This is a genomic window from Rhodanobacter sp. BL-MT-08, from assembly GCF_054161255.1.
Window position 1 is genome coordinate 2,685,585 of sequence record NZ_CP167872.1, and the last position, 17,428, is coordinate 2,703,012.

The following is a 17,428-nucleotide window of genomic DNA, read 5'->3' on the forward strand; positions in this document are numbered from 1 at the left end:
GCCACAGCCACAGCTTAGAATTCACGAAAACCGAAGGAACCAACATCTAATGGCACGCATCTTGATCGTCGACGATTCTCCGTCCCAGCTTTTAGGCATCAAGCGGATCGTCGAAAAACTGGGGCATGAAGCCTTCTCCGCCGAAGACGGCGCTGCCGGCGTCGAGGTTGCCAAGCAGGAACTGCCCGACCTGATCCTGATGGACGTGGTTATGCCGAACCTCAACGGCTTCCAGGCCACCCGCACGATCAGCAAGAATCCGGAAACAGCGCATATCCCGATCATTCTGGTGACCACCAAGGATCAGGAAACCGACAAGGTCTGGGGCATGCGCCAGGGCGCCAAGGCCTATGTCACCAAGCCGATCAAGGAAGAGGATCTGGTCAAGACCTTGAATGAATTTCTGCCGGGTGCGCATACGGCGTAAGCGCCAGACTCCAGCAGGAAAGAAAAAACGGCGCCCTCAGGCGCCGTTTTTTCTTTCCTGCTCCGCCACGATCACCCTCGCGGATCGTAAGCCTCGAACTGGTCCCGCAGCGCCTCGTAAGCTGCGCGCTGACCGTCGGTCTCCACCAGCGGCGCACGAATGGAAAGCTCGACCAGCTGATCGCCCGGATTGGCTCCCGGCATGCCGCGGCCTTTCAGGCGCAGCTTGCGTCCGGATTGCGACCCCGGCGGTATGCGCAGATCGACCTTGCCAGCCAGCGTCGGCACGGAGAGCGTGGCGCCCAGCGCCGCTTCCCAGGGCGAGATCGGCAGTACGTGCAGCACGTTGCGCCCGTCCAGGCGGAAGCGCGGATCATCCCGAACAATCACCTCGAGCAGCAGGTCACCATTCGGACCACCGGCCATGCCCGCCTGGCCCTGCCCGGACAGGCGAATCGTCTGACCGGACGCAATGCCGGCCGGAATCTTCACTTCCAGCACGCGTTCGCCACCGGCGGGATCCTGCATGGACAGTCGCGTGCGGCCACCGTCGAAGGCGGTTTGCAGATCGATCTGCACGCTGGCCTGGACGTCGCGCCCGCGCCGCGGACGCGCCTGACCACGCTGACCGCCGGCCGCATTGCGGCCGAACAGGCTCTCGAAGAAATCGCTGAAGTCGCCATCGCCCATGTCGCCGTGGCCGGGTTGACCCTGCCAGCCCGGCGGCGGCCGAAACTGTTCGCCCTGCCGATAGCCGCCCGCACGCAGCTCGTCGTAGGAGCGCCGCTTGTCGGCGTCCTTGAGCACTTCGTTGGCTTCGTTGATCGACTTGAATTTTTCCTCGGCGCCCGCGTCCTTGTTTTTATCGGGATGGTACTTGCGCGCCAGCTTGCGATACGCCGCCTTGATGTCGGCCTCGCTCGCGTCGGGCTTCACACCCAGAATGTCGTAATAATCTTTGAATTCCACTGCCATTCCCCAACTTCCGCAAAATCCGCGCCGGTTCGCTCACCGTCACGGCCTGTGCCGCACTACGCCGCAGTCAATCTGCACCTCACTGACCGCTGCTGTTGATGGTAATGCGTTCCGGCGTCCTCGGGCCTTGATTCGGCCAGATTGGCCTCGTCAAACGCGGCCCACCGATGCACTCCGTGCGCCGTCATGCTCAGACAACGGTCTGCCCATCGGCCATTCGATTGACAACGGTCGATCCGGCAACCACGACTGGCGAACATGCCATGATCTACCCAATGCGATACGGTGCACTTACCGCATGGCTTCGAACATAGGTGCGATGGACGATGATTCAAGCCGACGGAGCCCGCGGATCGGCGCCGAGCTGCCTGCGATTCAGCCACGCCACAGCGAACGCACGATCGAACACGGTCACGCCGCCACCCCATCGACGAGAGACACATGGTCATCCAGCCCGGAAAAATGATTCCCGACGCCTCCGTGCAGGTTATCGACACCGAGGTGCGCAAATGCCGTACCAGCGAGCTGTTCGCCGCGCGCAAGGTGGTGATGTTCGGCGTGCCCGGTGCATTTACTCCCACCTGCTCGAACAAGCATCTGCCGGGGTACGTGAACCATCTGGCCGCTTTTAACGAACGCGGGATTACGGTCATGTGTCTCGCCGTCAACGACGCGCACGTGATGCAGGCCTGGGCGGCATCGCTGCAGGTGCCCGCGGAGCTGCTGATGATCGCCGACGGCAACGCCAGCTTCACCCGTTCGATGGGGTTGGAGCTGGACGGCACGGCCTTTGGCATGGGCATTCGGGTAAAGCGCTTTGCGCTGTTTGCCGAAGACGGTGTGGTCCGTCTGCTGCAGGTCGAGGCGCCGGGCGAATATCGCGTGTCCAGCGCCGAGGCAATGCTTGCCGCGATCGATCAATAAACTCCACTGCACGGATAACGGCTAAGCGCTGCTGCCGTTCGGCCGCCGATAAAACTTCCAGACATGTCGGAGAACTCCGTGCGCCATCGCTCGAAAGCATCCGCGCTGAAACTTTTGGCTCCGATGCTTTTCGCATTCGGTGCGGCGCTGGCAAGCGCACAAACGACGCCTCCTTCTTCGGCCGCTGCCTCCGCCACGCTCGTCGCACCGCCAACGGGCGGCGACCGCGCGTCGATGGAGACGATGCAGATACCCAGCCACGGCTCATTGATGAATGCGCCCGTCTACGTAGCGGCCGGCGCCGGCCCGCATCCGGCCGTGATCCTGCTGCACGGCTTTCCGGGCAACGAACGTAATCTGGATCTGGCGCAGGACATGCGCCGCGCCGGCTGGGACGTTCTGTACTTCAACTATCGCGGCTCGTGGGGCACGCCAGGCAAGTTTTCCTTCGCGCACGGCATTGAAGATACCGCCGCCGCACTCGCCTATTTGCGGCAGCCGGATGTTGCCCGAAAGCTGCGGCTGGACCCTGCGCGCATCGTGCTGATCGGCCACAGCATGGGCGGGTTCATGGCGGTAGAAGCCGCGGCAAACGATCCCGCAGTCAAGGCGTTCGCCACCATCTCGGCGGCTGACTTCGGCGGCAACTTTCTGGCGTCGTTGGACAAAGAACCGAAGGCCGCCGCGATCGATCAGCTGAGCAAAGCTCTCGCCAACGAGGGCATGGCGCCGCTTGCCGGCTGCACGCCCAAAGAGCTGGCGCTCGATGTCGCCGACCATGCGAAGGGCTGGAGTTTCCACGCCAACGTGGATGCCCTGAAGAATCGTACGGCGCTCGTCATTACGGCAGACGACGGTCTGGCGAAGCAGAACCAGACGTCTGCGGATGAGCTGACTCGCGCTGGCGACAGCAAGGTCACATCGGCGCATTTTTCCACCGACCACGCCTACTCCGATCAGCGCACCGAACTTTCGTCCGCCGTTCTGCACTGGCTGGCGTCGCTGCCAAAGTAGCGCAGCCCGCACGGCACGCGCGGAAGAAAGCACTCCAGAATTTGTCCCATAAAAAACCCCGGCTGCCCGGGGTTTTTTATGTTGCGTGAAGTGGCTGATCAGTCTTCGGCGGGCGGTGCATCGACCTCTTCCGATCCACCGCCATCGACGGGCGTCGTGCCGACGATGATCTCGCCCTCTTCACCGTTTTCTTCCTCGGCATCGAGCCGCATCACGCTGACCAGCTTTTCATCGGCCGGCAGCTTGATCAGGGTGACGCCCTGGGTGTTGCGGCTGAGCTGGGATACTTCGGCGACGCGCGTGCGCACCAGCGTGCCCTGATTGGAGATCAGCATCAGCTCGTGCAGTTCGGTGACCTGCGTCGCCGCCACCAGAGCGCCGTTGCGCTCGGAACACTGGATACCGATCACGCCCTGGGTGCCGCGTCCCTTCTTCGGGAATTCGCTGAGCTCGGTGCGCTTGCCGTAGCCGCGTTCGGTAGCCGTGAGAATGTCGCCCTCGGCGGCCACGATCAGCGAGACCACGTTTTCATCCTTGGCCAGCCGCATGCCGCGCACGCCGCCGGCGGTACGGCCCATCGAGCGCACGGTGTTCTCGTCGAAGCGATTGACCTTGCCGTTGGACGCGAACAGCAGCACGTCACTGTCGCCATTGGTCAGCGCCACGTTGACCAGCGCATCGCCCTCATCGAGCTTGATCGCGATCTTGCCTTTCTGCAGCTGGAAGGCGAACTCGGTGAGCGGCGTTTTCTTGACCGTGCCCTTGCGGGTCGCAAAGAACACGAAGCGATCTTCGGTGTACTCGCGCACCGGCAGCACCGCCTGCACTTTCTCGTTTTCACCCAGCGGCAGCAGGTTCACGATCGGCTTGCCGCGCGCACCCGAGCCCGCTTCCGGCATCTGGTACACCTTGAGCCAGTAAACGCGACCGGTGCTGGTGAAGGTCAACAGCGTATCGTGCGTATTGACCACCCACAGCTGCTCGACGAAATCCTCGTCCTTCAGCGCGGAGGCCGAACGCCCCTTGCCGCCGCGACGCTGCGAACGATAGCTGCTCGCCGGCTGACGCTTGATGTAGCCGGTGTGCGACAGCGTCACGACCACGTCTTCGGGCGTGATCAGGTCGAGTACGTTGAGGTCCTCCTGCGAGTGCTGGATCTCGGTGCGGCGCGCATCGCCGAACTCTTCCTTGACCGTCTCAAGCTCACCGCGAATTACTTCGAGCAGGCGTTCGGGATTTTCCAGAATTTCGATCAGGCCGCGAATGGTTTCCAGAATCTGCTTGTATTCGTCGGAGAGCTTTTCCTGCTCCAGCCCGGTCAAGCGGTGCAGACGCATCGCCAGAATTTCCAGCGCCTGCGCTTCGGACAGCTGATAGCCGTCGTCCTTCAGGCCATCGCGCGGGTCCATTTCTTCCGGACGCGACGCATGCGCGCCCGTGGCGGACAGTAGCGCGCGCACCATGCCCGCTTCCCAGCGCCGCACGACCATGCGCTCGCGCGCTTCCGCCGGCGAGGCCGACGTCTTGATCAGCTCGATCATCTCGTCGATGTTGGCCAGCGCTACCGTGAGGCCTTCGAGGATGTGCGCACGCGCACGCGCCTTGCGCAGTTCGAAGATCGTGCGACGTGTCACCACTTCGCGACGGTGGCGGATAAACGCCTCGAGGATGTCCTTGAGGTTCAGCAGCTTCGGTTGGCCGTCCAGCAGCGCAACCATGTTGATGCCGAAGGTGACCTGCAGCTGGGTCTGCTGGAACAGGTTGTTGAGCACCACGTCGCCCATTGCATCGCGGCGGATTTCGATCACCACGCGCATGCCGTCCTTGTCGGATTCGTCGCGCAGCTCGCTGATGCCTTCGAGCTTCTTTTCCTTGACCAGCTCGGCGATCTTTTCGATCAGCCGCGCCTTGTTCACCTGATAAGGCAGCTCGTGAATGATGATGGTTTCGCGACCGTTGGCCTCGGTTTCCACCTCGGCCCTGGCGCGCACCAGAATGCGGCCGCGGCCCGTGCGGTAAGCCTCGATGATGCCGGACGAACCGTTGATGATGCCGTGGGTCGGGAAATCCGGCCCCGGGATGTGCTGCATCAGGTCTTCGACGCCCAGCGACGGATCGTCGATCAGCGCCAGCGTCGCCGCGATCACCTCATTGAGGTTATGCGGCGGAATATTGGTCGCCATGCCCACCGCGATACCGGCCGAACCGTTGATCAGCAGGTTCGGCACGCGTGCCGGCAGCACCAGCGGCTCGTGCTCGCTCTCGTCGTAGTTGGGACCGAAGTCGACGGTTTCCTTGTCGATATCCGCCAGCAGCTCGTGCGTGAGGCGCGACATGCGCACCTCGGTGTATCGCATGGCTGCGGCGTTATCGCCATCGACCGAACCGAAGTTGCCCTGACCGTCGACCAGCAGGTAGCGCAGCGAAAACGGCTGCGCCATGCGCACGATGGCGTCATAGACCGACGCATCGCCGTGCGGATGGTATTTACCGATCACGTCACCGACCACGCGGGCGGATTTTTTGTAGGGCTTGTTCCAGACGTTGCCCAGTTCGCTCATCGCAAACAGCACGCGACGGTGTACCGGCTTGAGACCATCGCGGACATCGGGGAGCGCGCGACCCACAATCACGCTCATGGCGTAATCGAGGTAGCTCTGGCGCATCTCGTCTTCGATATTGACGCGAATGATTTCTTTGGCGAGATCTGCCATGAATTAGCTTTCCTGGAGGACAAAAAAGGTCGCCGGAAGAGCGCTCGCAGCGCGTATACAGACGACTCGAAATCAACCTCGGGAGTGTACCACGAATGGTCTCAGAAAGATAAGTTTTAAACCTTATCTATCAATGACTTACGCGGAAGCTTTGGGGCTTTTGAAAAGCGTGCTGCGCGCGGCGGCAAAGTTGACAAACGCCGCAACCACCGAGCCCCCCGCAGCGCCGACCGCCGGCCACCGGTGGAGCACCGGAAAGTTCATCAACAAAAGCGCGTAGACGCCGTAATTGACCGCCGCACCGATGCTCATCAAGGCCATCCAGTGCAGCCATTCGGCGTGCGCGGATCGATCGCTGCGACGATCGGCAAACGTGTAGTGGCGACTCCACCACCAGGTGAATGTGGCCGCGATAAGAAACGACGGTACACGCGCGATGTACGGGTTCCACCCGGCCACGCCGACCAGCAACTGCACGATGCCCGTATCAATCACCAGACCGATGACGCCGCCCACAGCAAACAGAAAAATTTCCCTGTGCAGTCTTACCATCCGAACATCGCCTGCATGGCAATCGGGGATGGCCGCTCGATCACGCCACGCTCGGTCACGATCGCATCGATCAGCTCCGCCGGCGTTACGTCGAATACCGGATTCCACGCCTGCGCGCCATCCACCACGGTGCGCTGCCCGGCGGTGCTGAGCAGTTCGGTGGCATCACGCAGCTCGATCTCGATATCCTCGCCGGTGCTGGTCGCCATATCCACCGTCGACGACGGCGCGACGACCATGAATTTCACGCCGTGGTATTTCGCGGCAATGGCCAGTTGATACGTACCGATCTTGTTGGCGGTATCGCCGTTGGCCGCAATGCGATCGGCGCCGACGATCACCCATTGCACCGCGCCGGATTTCATCAAATGCGAGGCGGCCGAATCGGCAATCAGCTTGGCCGGAATGCCGTCGCGCACCAGCTCCCACATGGTCAGACGCGCGCCCTGCTGCCAAGGCCGCGTTTCGCCAGCGTAAACGCAATCGATCTTGCCACCGGCCACGCCGGCGCGGATGACGCCCAGAGCCGTGCCGTAACCCGCCGTGGCGAGTGAACCCGTATTGCAATGGGTCAACACACCGGAGTTAACCGCAATCAAGGAGGCGCCAAGTTCACCCATTCGGCGATTGGCCGCGAGGTCTTCATCCTGGATGGCCTGCGCCTCGTGCACCAGCGCCTGCGCATCGGCGCCGGAAGCGATGCGCTTTTTCATCCGATCAAGCGCCCACATCAGGTTGACCGCAGTGGGCCTGGCCGCCCGCAGCGTGCTCAGCACAGGATCAAGGTCAACCTGCTGCTGGGCCGCCATGGCGACACCCCAGGCTGCCGCAATACCAATGGCCGGAGCACCGCGCACGGCAAGATCGCGAATCGCCTGGGTCACCTGTTGCGCGTCACGGCAGTCGATCCAGCGCTCTTCGGCAGGAAGCAGACGCTGATCGAGCAACCGCAGATGATCGCCCTGCCACTGCACGGCGCGAATGGAGTCGAGGTTGGAATTGGACATTGTCATCCGTCCATTATCGCCGATGGCAAGGCGCCGCGGCGACACCTCGCCGCGTAATGGAAATGAAGCGGGCTACGCGTTTGAACTGTCAGCCAGCTTCGGGCACCACAAGCCACAGGATGAAGTAAATCAAAATGCCGGAGCCACCGAAAAAAGTCAGCACGATCCACGCAATGCGCACCAGCGTAGGATCCCAGCCAAAATAATCCGCGATGCCCGCGCAGACGCCGGCGATGGTCCTGTTGGTACGTGAGCGATACAAGCGCTTTTCGGTATTCATCCCTATCACCCCTCGAGAGTAATCAGTCGCGTTCGTGCAGCCACTGATGAATGGCCGGCGGCACTTCGCGCTGTGCCCGGCCGGAGACGTAGATACCGATATGCCCACCCTTGAACGCCAGCTGGGTGTAATCGTCCGTGCCCAGACGCGTTGCCATGGCGCGCGACGCATCCGGCGGCACCAGATGATCCTGCTCGGCAAAAATATTCAACACGGGATGCTTGATCTGACCCAGATCCACGCGCCGGCCGCCGATCTCCAGCACGCCATTCATCAGGCCGTTTTGCTGATAGAACTTCTGGATGAACTCGCGGAACGCGTCGCCCGCCTGATCGGGAGAATCGAATATCCAGCGCTCCATGCGCAGAAAATTTTCCAGCTCGATGGGGCTTTCCAGAATATCGACCAGCCCTACGTATTTCTGCTGATTCAGGCGCACCGGCTTGAGCGAGAGATAGACGTAATTCATCAACGAGGCAGGAATATTGCCAACCGTATCGACGAATCGATCCACGTCGAGCGTGCGTGCCCAATGCGAAAGCATGTTGTCCGGCGTCTGGAAATTCACCGGTGTCACCATGGTGATCAGATTGCGAATTTTCTGCGGATGCAGCGCGGTATAACAAAGCGAAAACACGCCGCCCTGGCAAATGCCGAGCAAGTCGATCGCATCGAGCGTGTGTCGCTGGCGCACGGCGTCGACGCAGCGGTCGAGATAGCCGTTGATGTAATCGTCCAGCGTAAGCCAGCGATCGGAGGCATCGGGATAGCCCCAGTCGATGAGATAAACATCTTCCCCCTGTTCCAGCAGATTGCGCACCATCGACCGGTCTTCCTGCAGATCGGTCATCCAGACGGTGTTGACCAGCGCATAGGCGATCAGCAGAGGCGTCGTCGACGTCGGTTTGTTTGCGCCCCTGAAATGCCAGACTTTCAGTTTGTCTTCGCTGTAGACGAGCTCGCGCGGGGTGTTGGCGTACTCGGGCTGGCGCGCTCCCCGCAACTGGCCCATACCCGAGGCCAGCTTGCGCTGAAAAGCGCTGACCTCGTCCATGATCTTGCTGGGGTCCATCCGGAACGGCGAGTGCTCCACGGCCGCTCCTTAGCTGCGCTTGCGCGGTTTGGATGGCGCCACGCGCTTTGCCCGAGGCGGGGAAACTACCGATTTTTTTGCCGCCGCCTTAGTTATTTTTCTCGATGACGGTTTGGCAACGGACTTCTTTACCGCCAGACGCGACACCTTTTTCGCGACGGCAGCTTTCGTCGTCGGAGCTTTCTTGGCGGCCGATTTCGGCGACCTGCTCGCCAGCAGCTGTTCCTTCAGCAAGGCCACATCGCGGCGCAGCGCCGCGAGCTCATCGGCATGATCGGCGGGCGGTGCTGTTTTACCTTGGCGCATCTCGCGCCGCAGCGCATGCAAACGCTCACCCAGAGTCGACACGTCGCTGCGCGTCGGTATGCCGAGCTGCTGGCAGAGATATTCGGTCTGCTCCTGCTGCAGCTGCCGAACGCGTATCTGCGTGTTGACCATCTCGCCGTACGCTTCGCGGAATTCTTCCGAGAGCGCAATCTCGGCATAGGCTTCTTCCGCGCAATCGACCCACAGGTCGTACAGCACCTTCAGCGATTCGATCTGCTGGCCCGACGCCGTAAGCTTGGACAATCTCGCCTGCATTTTTTCGATAGCCTGCACATTCGACCGCTGCATCAGTGCCTGATAACGCTGAGCAGCTTCCAGATGTTTGGCAACGGCATCCGCCAGCGCCTGCTGCTGTGCATGCTGCTCGTTGCCAAAGCCAAATCCGCCCGCACCGGGAGCCTGCGGCTTCGCACTCGCCGCGGAGGCATCCGCTTTTTGATGGGAATTCAGCCACGTCTGCCACTGCTCGACAAAAGTTTTGGACGCCGCGTTATCGGCACTCGCAAAGCCGTGAGAGAAAGGCTGGCCAGCGCCGGAGAAAAGCTCCCGAATCTGCTGCTGCCAGTCGTTCTGCGGTGTAGAAACACTGGCAGCGGCACTCTGCAGCCAGTCGGCGTAACTTTTCAGGCCAGCCAGCGCGTGGTCGAGCGTGAGGTTGACCGGCGCGCTTTTTGTCGAAGTGGAAGACGAGCGACGCGCCTCTTCGGCGCTGGGGGCACCAAACGGTGGCTGCATGTGGGCCGCAAACGCTTCCCAGGATTTGCGCACCATGTCCTGATAGTCCTTGGCGGCACCGGTCTTGAAAAAATCGTCTGCTTGCTTGGTCACGCGCGGATTCTCATCGCTCTTGTCGCTTCATCCTAACAAAAGCGACACGCAGAAAACGGTTACCGCAAAAGCAAGAGGCCCGGCGTCAAAGCCGGGCCTCTCGATCGCATCGGTAACTTTAGACTCAGACGCCGGCGGCGGCTTCGTCCTCGGTCACGGCTTTCATGGACAGGCGGATACGGCCCTGCTTGTCGACTTCGAGCACCTTGACCTTGACGATGTCGCCTTCCTTCAGCTTGTCGGAAACCTTCTCGACCCGCTCACTGGAGATCTGCGACACGTGCACCAGACCATCCTTGCCCGGCATGATCGTCACGAAGGCACCGAAATCCATCAGCTTGGCAACCTTGCCCTCGTAGATGCGGCCCGGCTCGACGTCGGAAACGATCTGCTCGATGCGCTTCTTCGCCGCGTCACCCGCTTCGCGGTTGACCGAGGCGATGATCACCGTGCCGTCGTCGTTGATGTCGATGGTGGCGCCGGTCTCTTCGGTGATCGAACGGATGGTCGCGCCGCCCTTGCCGATCACTTCGCGGATCTTGTCCGGGTGGATCTTGATGGTGATCAGGCGCGGCGCGTACTCGCTCATTTCCTGACGCGCCGTGGTGATGACCTTGGCCATTTCGCCGAGGATGTGCAGACGACCACGCTTGGCCTGCTCCAGCGCCACCTTCATGATCTCTTCGGTGATGCCGTCGATCTTGATGTCCATCTGCAGCGCGGAAATACCGTTGGCGCTACCGGCCACCTTGAAATCCATGTCGCCCAGATGATCTTCATCACCGAGGATATCGGACAGCACGACAAAGTCGTTGCCTTCCTTGACCAGGCCCATCGCGATACCCGCCACAGGCGCCTTCAACGGCACGCCGGCATCCATCATCGCCAGCGAAGAACCGCACACCGAGGCCATCGATGAGGAGCCGTTGGACTCGGTGATTTCCGAAACCACGCGCACCACGTACGGGAACTCTTCGATGCTCGGCTTCACTGCCTGCACGCCGCGCTTGGCGAGACGGCCATGGCCGATTTCGCGGCGCTTCGGCGCACCGAAGCGGCCGGCCTCGCCCACCGAGAACGGAGGAAAGTTGTAGTGGAACAGGAACGGGTCTTTCGACTCGCCTTCCGGGGCGTCGATGATCTGCGCATCGCGAGTCGTACCGAGCGTGGCAATCACCAGCGCCTGGGTTTCACCGCGGGTGAACAGCGCCGAACCGTGCGTGCGCGGCAGCACGCCAACGCGGCAGGTGATAGGACGCACGTCATCGAGCTGACGGCCGTCGATGCGCACCTTGGTCTTGAGCACGCTGTCGCGCATGGTGTGATATTCGAGCTCGGCGAATTCCTTCGACAGTTCGGCCGAGTGCCAGCCGTTCTCCTCAGCCTGACCCTTGATCGAGGCCAGCGCTTCGGCCTTGATCGCCGAAATGGCGTCGCGGCGCTGCAGCTTGTCGCGCACCTGGAACGCCTCTTCCAGCTTGTTGCCGACGGCGCCCTTGACGGCGGCGCTCAGCGACTGGTTCTGTGCCGGTGCCTGCCAGTCCCACGACGGCTTGGCCGCCTCGGAGGCAAGCTCGGCAATCGCGCGGATGGCGACCTGCATCTGCTGATGACCGAACATCACGGCGCCGAGCATCACTTCCTCGGAAAGCAGCTTGGCCTCGGATTCCACCATCAGCACCGCACCGCTGGTGCCGGCCACGACCAGGTCGAGGTCCGACGTCTTCAGCTCGGTGTGGGTCGGGTTAAGCAGGTACTGGCCGTTGGCGTAACCGACGCGCGCGGCGCCGATCGGGCCCTTGAACGGGATACCGGCCAGGCTCAGCGCGGCGGATGCACCGAGCAGCGCGGCGATGTCGCCATCGACTTCCGGGTTCAGCGACACGACCTGGGCGATGACCTGCACTTCGTTCTTGAACTGTTCCGGAAACAGCGGACGCACCGGGCGATCGATCAGACGCGAGGTCAGCGTCTCTTTCTCGGTCGGACGGCCTTCGCGCTTGAAAAAGCCGCCGGGAATACGGCCGGCCGAGTAAAACTTTTCTACGTAATCCACGGTCAGCGGGAAGAAATCCTGACCTTCCTTCTGTTTGGTCGCCGCCACCGCGGTGACCAGCACCACCGTGCCGCCCATGCTGACCATCACCGCGCCGGACGCCTGGCGGGCAATTTCGCCCGTCTCCAGAGTGACTTCGTGACTACCGTACTGGAATGACTTGGTTACTTTTGCCACGTTGAATTGTCCTGATCTGATTGAGAAGTGCGCCCGGGAATGGGCGCCTCTTGATCTTTGCGTTCGCGACGAACGGATTGATTACCGACGCAGGCCGAGGCGTTCGATCAGGGTCTGATAGCGTGCAAGATCGCGGTCTTTCAGGTAGCTCAGCAGGCGCTTGCGCTGGTTGACCAGTTTCAGCAGGCCACGGCGGGAATGATGATCCTGCTTGTGTTCCTTGAAGTGGCTGGTCAGGTGGTCGATGCGGGCCGACAGCAGCGCAACCTGGACTTCCGACGAACCGGTGTCGTTGGGGACGCGGCCGAAATCAGCAATGATTTTGCCGGTTTGTTCTACGGTGAGTGACATGAGTATGTATTTCCTTGGAAAGACGATGCGAAGCTTACGCAACAGCAAAAACGACAAGAGCGGCACAAATGCCGTTGCGTAAGCTTCGCCTAATGAATGAAAGCAGTTAAATAACCTGCCTATTCTACTGACCACAACGCTGTTACAACAAGTGCGTCGCGGATTATCACGCCAAATCAGCTAATTCGGCGGCAGATTGAAGCCGCGCACGATCCGGGTAAATCCCTCGATATCCACCTCAAGCAGCGCCAGCAGAGCGCCATCGCTGGCGTACGCAGAGCACTGGCCAGGTCGCGGCGCCGGTTGGAGCTGAATTTTCTGCCCCCTGGAAATGGCCATGCTTTGTGCATCGTCCAGGTGCGCGGCAGGCAAGTCACACAAGCCCGCCGAGACGGGAAGCAGCGACTTGAGCAGCACCTCGTCGCCCTGTTCCGCCGCCTGCTGCAGTGCATCCATGCTCACCATCTCTGGTTCGATGAAGGGCTCGACCCAAAGACGCCGAAGCGCGATGACATGCGCGCCACACCCAAGCGCCTCGCCGATATCCACTGCCAGCGAACGGACATACGTGCCGGAGCCACATTCGATGTGCAAAGTCAGCGTATCGGCCGTACGGGACAGCAGCTCGAGACGGTAGACATCGACTTCGCGCGGCGGCACTTCGACCGCGTCGCCCCGGCGCGCCTTGACGTACAGCCGCTCACCGTCCTGCTTGAGCGCCGAATACACCGGAGGCACCTGCAGAATGCGGCCGCGCAACTTGACCAGCACCGCCTCGATGGCGGCCTCATCCAGTAACGGCACGGGTCGCTCAAGCAGGATTTCGCCTTCCCTGTCCGCGGTATCGGTGGTGACGCCAAGCCGGCATTCGGCGATATAGGCCTTGCGCGAACCGAGCAGATTGCCGGCAAGCTTGGTCGCTTCACCAAAACACAGCGGCAGCAATCCCGTAGCCAGGGGATCGAGCGCCCCGGTGTGCCCGCCTTTGGATGCGCGAAGCAGCGACCGAACGGCCTGCAGGGCCTTGTTGGAACTCAGGCCCAGCGGCTTGTCGAGCAACAGGATGCCATGCAGATCGCGGTTATGAATACGCGGAATACGGACCGGACGACTCATCAGTGCAGCACTACCAAGGTTGATCGCCTAGTCTTTCTTGTCGCCAGAGGGCGGCAACAGATCGCGCGACTGCTGGCGCAGCAGCGATTCGATGCGCTCGCCCTTGTCGACCGAATCGTCGTACTTGAACTTCAATTCCGGCACGCGCCGCATGCGCATGCCGCTGTGCGCCAGCGAATGGCGGATCTCGTGGCTGATGTCGTTGAGCGCCTTCACCGCCGGCAGCCCCTGTTCGGGCATCAGCGCGGTAACCCACACCGTCGCCCAGTCGAGATCACGAGTGATATCGACGTCAGACACGCTGACCGACGGCAGGCCGTGATCGCGCACGGCCGAATGAACCAGCAAACCCAGTTCGCGGCGCAGTTCGGCACCAATGCGGTCGGTGCGTTTGAAATCACGGGATGGCATAGGCTTTTAAATCTTGGGAAACAGGGAACGGGGAATGGGGAATGGGGAATGTGCAGTTTGCCGAGATGACGGAGCGGAGCGCGGGAATTTGCCTGAGGTAAGTATACGGACAGCAGGAACCGTAGCCTTAAAGCTCACGTTCCCTGTTCGCTGTTCCTTGTTCCCCGTTTCCCGTTCCCGCTGTAAGCGCTTCCAGCGCTACAGCGTGCGAGCAACCTCGGTGCGCTCGAAGCACTCGATCTGGTCGCCCGGCTTGACGTCGTTGTACTGCTTGACGGCGATACCGCACTCCATGCCGTTGCGCACTTCGTCGACCAGCTCCTTGAAGCGGCGCAGCGATTCGAGCTCGCCTTCGAAGATCACCACGTTGTCGCGCAGCACGCGGATCGGCTTGCTGCGCTTGACCGAGCCCTCGACGACCATACAACCGGCCACGGCGCCGAACTTGGAGCTGCGGAACACATCGCGGACCTGGGCGATACCGATGATGTCCTCGCGCACTTCCATGCCGAGCAGGCCGGTGGCCGCCTGGGTCACCTGATCGATCACGTCGTAGATGATCGAGAAATAGCGCACGTCCAGACCGGACGTCTCGATCACCTTGCGTGCGGAAGCGTCGGCACGCACATTGAAGCCAATCACCAGCGCCTTGGAAGCCGCCGCCAGCGTAGCATCGGATTCGTTGATGCCGCCCACGCCCGAGGAAACCACGTTAACGCGCACACGCTCGTTGCCGATCTGCGTCAGCGACTCGCGCAATGCCTCGACCGAACCCTGCACATCGCCCTTGACCAGAATGTTGAGCGTCTGCTGCTCCACGCCCTGACCCATCTTGGCGATGATGTCTTCCAGACGATTGCTCTTGCTGACCATCCGCGTCTCGCGGCGCTTGAGCTCACGCTCCTGCGCCACTTCGCGCGCCAGGCGCTCGTCGTCGACGCAGACAAAGTCGTCGCCGGTTTCCGGCACGCCGGAAAGGCCCAGCACCTGCACCGGAATCGACGGGCCGGCTTCCTGCACCTGCTTGCCGTTTTCGTCGATCAGCGCGCGCATGCGGCCGTATTCGACGCCGCAAACGATGAAGTCGCCTTTCTTCAGCGTGCCCTGCTGCACCAGCACGGTCGCCACCGGACCACGGCCGCGATCGAGACTGGACTCGATCACCACGCCGGAGGCGCGGCCGTCGGCCACGGCCTTCAGCTCCATCACTTCGGCCTGGATCGAGATCGCATCGAGCAGGTCGTCCACGCCGGTACCGGCCTTGGCCGACACGGGAATGAACTGCACGTCGCCGCCCCAGTCTTCCGGCACCACTTCGTACTGCACCAGACCCTGCTTCACGTTCTCCGGGTTGGCGCCATCCTTGTCCATCTTGTTGACGGCGACGATCAGCGGCACCTTGGCGGCGCGCGCATGCTTCACAGCCTCGATGGTCTGCGGCATGACGCCGTCGTCGGCGGCCACCACCAGCACCACGATATCGGTCGACTGCGCGCCACGGGCGCGCATCGAGGTAAACGCCGCGTGTCCGGGCGTATCGAGGAAGGTGATGACGCCACGCGAGGTTTCGACGTGATACGCGCCGATGTGCTGCGTGATGCCGCCCGCTTCGCCCGAGGCGACCTTGGTACGACGGATGTAATCGAGCAGCGAGGTCTTGCCGTGATCGACATGGCCCATGATGGTGACAACCGGCGGACGCGTGATCTTGTCGCCGACCAGCTCCACATTCTGCGTATGCGCGGCCAAGGTATCTTCGGCATTGCTCTGCGTGTCGGCTACAACGGTATGACCGAGTTCTTCAACAACGAGGACGGCCGTATCGTGATCGACGGTCTGGTTGATGGTCGCCATGACGCCCATCTTGAACAGCGCCTTGACCACCTCCGAGCCCTTGACCGCCATCTTCTGCGCAAGGTCAGCGACGCTGTTGGTCTCGGCCACGACGACTTCACGCACTACCGGCGCGGTCGGACGCGAGAAGCCGTGCGGGCCGGTCGGCGCGCTGCTGCTTCGGGACATCTCGCGACCGGACAAACGGCCGGCCTTGCCGCCGCGCTTGTTGTTCGACGACGAGGAACGGCGAGCGCGGTCGGCCTCGCTCAGATGCATCTGGCCACCGGCGAAACGCTTGCTGCCATCGCGCTCTTCCTTGCCGCTGCCCGGGCTCTCGCTGCGCTCGCGCGCATGCTTGGGCTTGCGGCTGGCATCGCCCGACGCCGCCGCAGCGGGCGCATTAGCGTCGGCGCTGGGACGTGTCGCTGACGCAGCGGCAGGCGCTGCCGGTGCGGGAGCCGGCGCGGGTGCCGGCTTGACCAGCTTTTCGCGTTTGCGCGGCTCGTGGATGCGCGGAAGAATCATGCCCAGCTCGCGCGTGTCCATACGCTGGGTTACGAACGGCTCGTCGGCCGCTGGCGCTGACGCCGGTGCATCGGCCACTGGGGTCGGCGCCGGCGCCTCCTCGGCCTGGTGGGCGCTGGCGGCGGCCGATTCGACGGCAGCCTGGGCATCGGCCTGCTCCTGCTGGCGCTGCTGCTCATCGAGCGCGCGCTGCTGCGCTTCCTGCTGACGGCGCTGCTCGGCTTCGGCGCGCTCCTGCTCTTCAGCCTCGCGCTGCTGCTGCGACTCCTGCAGTTTGCGCATGGCGTCCTCGCGCTCGCTATCGAAGCCGGCGTCTCCCGCAATTTCGCTGCGCTTGACGTAGGTGCGCTTGGCGCGAACCTCGACGTTGACCGTCTTGGCCGTGCCCACGGTACCGCGGGCCCCTGGCGTGGCGATTTTCAGCTCTCCGACGGTGCGCCGCTTGAGCGTGATCTGGCGCGGCGCGCTGTCGTCGGTTTCGGCGGCGACTTCGTTCTTGCCGTGCGTGCGACGCAGGAACCCGAGCAGCTTCACCTTTTCGGTGCTGCTGATGGTCTGCTCCTGGTCGGAGAATTCCATGCCGGCTTCGCCGAGCTGCTTCAGCAGCCGGTCGACGGGCATGCCCAGAGTATGGGCGAGTTGTTTGATCGTATCCGACATCGTGTTGTTGCTCCGCCGTTTCCGCGCTTGGACCGTTTCGGGTCCTGAAGACCTCTCGGTCCTTGTCGACTGTGCCGCGATAAGTTGCACCGCCACCGCCATCCCTGGTGAAAGGCTTCCGGAAAAGCCTTTTTTGGCGCGCCCATCCAGGGCGCA

15 protein-coding genes are annotated in these 17,428 nt (G+C 62.2%); 3 read left to right on the forward strand and 12 right to left on the reverse strand.

Annotated features, from left to right (window positions below; all coding sequences use genetic code 11):
- The first annotated feature begins 49 nt into the window (after nucleotides 1–49).
- On the forward strand, nucleotides 50–427 hold the full coding sequence (locus tag ACDK93_RS11875; protein ID WP_458068847.1) for a response regulator: 378 nt from the start codon (nucleotides 50–52) through the stop codon (nucleotides 425–427).
- Nucleotides 428–498: 71 nt separating this feature from the next.
- Here the strand turns inward: ACDK93_RS11875 and ACDK93_RS11880 are convergent, their stop codons facing one another.
- Entirely contained in the window at nucleotides 499–1,395 is an 897-nt protein-coding gene (locus tag ACDK93_RS11880; RefSeq protein ID WP_458068849.1) for a DnaJ C-terminal domain-containing protein, read from the reverse strand.
- Between the two features lie 447 nt (nucleotides 1,396–1,842).
- Between ACDK93_RS11880 and ACDK93_RS11885 the strand changes: the two genes are divergently transcribed.
- Together ACDK93_RS11885 and ACDK93_RS11890 are read left to right on the forward strand one after the other, a co-directional pair.
- Nucleotides 1,843–2,325: a redoxin family protein gene (locus tag ACDK93_RS11885; RefSeq protein ID WP_458068851.1), complete on the forward strand. Its 483-nt coding sequence runs from the start codon at nucleotides 1,843–1,845 to the stop codon at nucleotides 2,323–2,325.
- 243 nt (nucleotides 2,326–2,568) lie between these two features.
- A complete protein-coding gene (locus tag ACDK93_RS11890) occupies nucleotides 2,569–3,339 on the forward strand; it encodes an alpha/beta hydrolase family protein (protein WP_458068853.1) in 771 nt (256 codons plus the stop codon).
- 98 nt (nucleotides 3,340–3,437) lie between these two features.
- Here ACDK93_RS11890 and gyrA read toward each other — a convergent pair whose 3' ends face one another.
- The 11 genes from gyrA to infB form a co-directional block, all read right to left on the reverse strand.
- Nucleotides 3,438–6,053: a DNA gyrase subunit A gene (gene gyrA / locus ACDK93_RS11895; protein WP_458068854.1), complete on the reverse strand. Its 2,616-nt coding sequence runs from the start codon at nucleotides 6,051–6,053 to the stop codon at nucleotides 3,438–3,440.
- 138 nt (nucleotides 6,054–6,191) lie between these two features.
- Nucleotides 6,192–6,605, reverse strand: coding sequence for a GtrA family protein (locus ACDK93_RS11900; protein WP_458068856.1), 414 nt, complete (start codon nucleotides 6,603–6,605; stop codon nucleotides 6,192–6,194).
- A complete protein-coding gene (mtnA, locus tag ACDK93_RS11905; RefSeq protein ID WP_458068857.1) occupies nucleotides 6,599–7,612 on the reverse strand; it encodes an S-methyl-5-thioribose-1-phosphate isomerase in 1,014 nt (337 codons plus the stop codon). The genes ACDK93_RS11900 and mtnA overlap by 7 nt, the downstream gene beginning before the upstream one ends.
- Nucleotides 7,613–7,700: 88 nt before the next feature.
- A complete protein-coding gene (locus ACDK93_RS11910) occupies nucleotides 7,701–7,892 on the reverse strand; it encodes a PspC domain-containing protein (RefSeq protein WP_458068859.1) in 192 nt (63 codons plus the stop codon).
- Nucleotides 7,893–7,914: 22 nt separating this feature from the next.
- A complete protein-coding gene (gene phaC, locus ACDK93_RS11915) occupies nucleotides 7,915–8,964 on the reverse strand; it encodes a class III poly(R)-hydroxyalkanoic acid synthase subunit PhaC (RefSeq protein WP_458072441.1) in 1,050 nt (349 codons plus the stop codon).
- 30 nt (nucleotides 8,965–8,994) lie between these two features.
- On the reverse strand, nucleotides 8,995–10,140 hold the full coding sequence (locus ACDK93_RS11920) for a poly(R)-hydroxyalkanoic acid synthase subunit PhaE (RefSeq protein ID WP_458068861.1): 1,146 nt from the start codon (nucleotides 10,138–10,140) through the stop codon (nucleotides 8,995–8,997).
- Between the two features lie 124 nt (nucleotides 10,141–10,264).
- Nucleotides 10,265–12,373 carry a polyribonucleotide nucleotidyltransferase gene (gene pnp, locus ACDK93_RS11925; protein ID WP_458068862.1) on the reverse strand — a complete coding sequence of 703 codons (2,109 nt, stop codon included), beginning with the start codon at nucleotides 12,371–12,373 and terminating at the stop codon, nucleotides 10,265–10,267.
- Nucleotides 12,374–12,454: 81 nt separating this feature from the next.
- The gene (gene rpsO, locus ACDK93_RS11930) at nucleotides 12,455–12,724 is read right to left on the reverse strand and encodes a 30S ribosomal protein S15 (RefSeq protein WP_179481595.1); all 270 of its coding nucleotides are present in this window, start codon (nucleotides 12,722–12,724) and stop codon (nucleotides 12,455–12,457) included.
- Nucleotides 12,725–12,904: 180 nt separating this feature from the next.
- Nucleotides 12,905–13,840 (reverse strand): tRNA pseudouridine(55) synthase TruB, encoded by a 936-nt coding sequence (gene truB / locus ACDK93_RS11935; RefSeq protein WP_458068864.1) that lies wholly within the window; start codon nucleotides 13,838–13,840, stop codon nucleotides 12,905–12,907.
- 27 nt (nucleotides 13,841–13,867) lie between these two features.
- Entirely contained in the window at nucleotides 13,868–14,251 is a 384-nt protein-coding gene (rbfA, locus tag ACDK93_RS11940) for a 30S ribosome-binding factor RbfA (protein WP_458068866.1), read from the reverse strand.
- A gap of 198 nt (nucleotides 14,252–14,449) precedes the next feature.
- Nucleotides 14,450–17,272, reverse strand: coding sequence for a translation initiation factor IF-2 (infB, locus tag ACDK93_RS11945; protein WP_458068868.1), 2,823 nt, complete (start codon nucleotides 17,270–17,272; stop codon nucleotides 14,450–14,452).
- Nucleotides 17,273–17,428: the final 156 nt, after the last annotated feature.

Coding starts and splice junctions, on each gene's coding strand:
- ACDK93_RS11875 (WP_458068847.1), top strand. CDS start 50: ATGGCACGCATCTTGATCGTCGACGATTCTCCGTCCCAGCTTTTAGGC.
- ACDK93_RS11885 (WP_458068851.1), top strand. CDS start 1,843: ATGGTCATCCAGCCCGGAAAAATGATTCCCGACGCCTCCGTGCAGGTT.
- ACDK93_RS11890 (WP_458068853.1), top strand. CDS start 2,569: ATGCAGATACCCAGCCACGGCTCATTGATGAATGCGCCCGTCTACGTA.
- gyrA (WP_458068854.1), bottom strand. CDS start 6,053: ATGGCAGATCTCGCCAAAGAAATCATTCGCGTCAATATCGAAGACGAG.
- ACDK93_RS11900 (WP_458068856.1), bottom strand. CDS start 6,605: ATGGTAAGACTGCACAGGGAAATTTTTCTGTTTGCTGTGGGCGGCGTC.
- mtnA (WP_458068857.1), bottom strand. CDS start 7,612: ATGTCCAATTCCAACCTCGACTCCATTCGCGCCGTGCAGTGGCAGGGC.
- ACDK93_RS11910 (WP_458068859.1), bottom strand. CDS start 7,892: ATGAATACCGAAAAGCGCTTGTATCGCTCACGTACCAACAGGACCATC.
- phaC (WP_458072441.1), bottom strand. CDS start 8,964: ATGGACCCCAGCAAGATCATGGACGAGGTCAGCGCTTTTCAGCGCAAG.
- rpsO (WP_179481595.1), bottom strand. CDS start 12,724: ATGTCACTCACCGTAGAACAAACCGGCAAAATCATTGCTGATTTCGGC.
- truB (WP_458068864.1), bottom strand. CDS start 13,840: ATGAGTCGTCCGGTCCGTATTCCGCGTATTCATAACCGCGATCTGCAT.
- rbfA (WP_458068866.1), bottom strand. CDS start 14,251: ATGCCATCCCGTGATTTCAAACGCACCGACCGCATTGGTGCCGAACTG.
- infB (WP_458068868.1), bottom strand. CDS start 17,272: ATGTCGGATACGATCAAACAACTCGCCCATACTCTGGGCATGCCCGTC.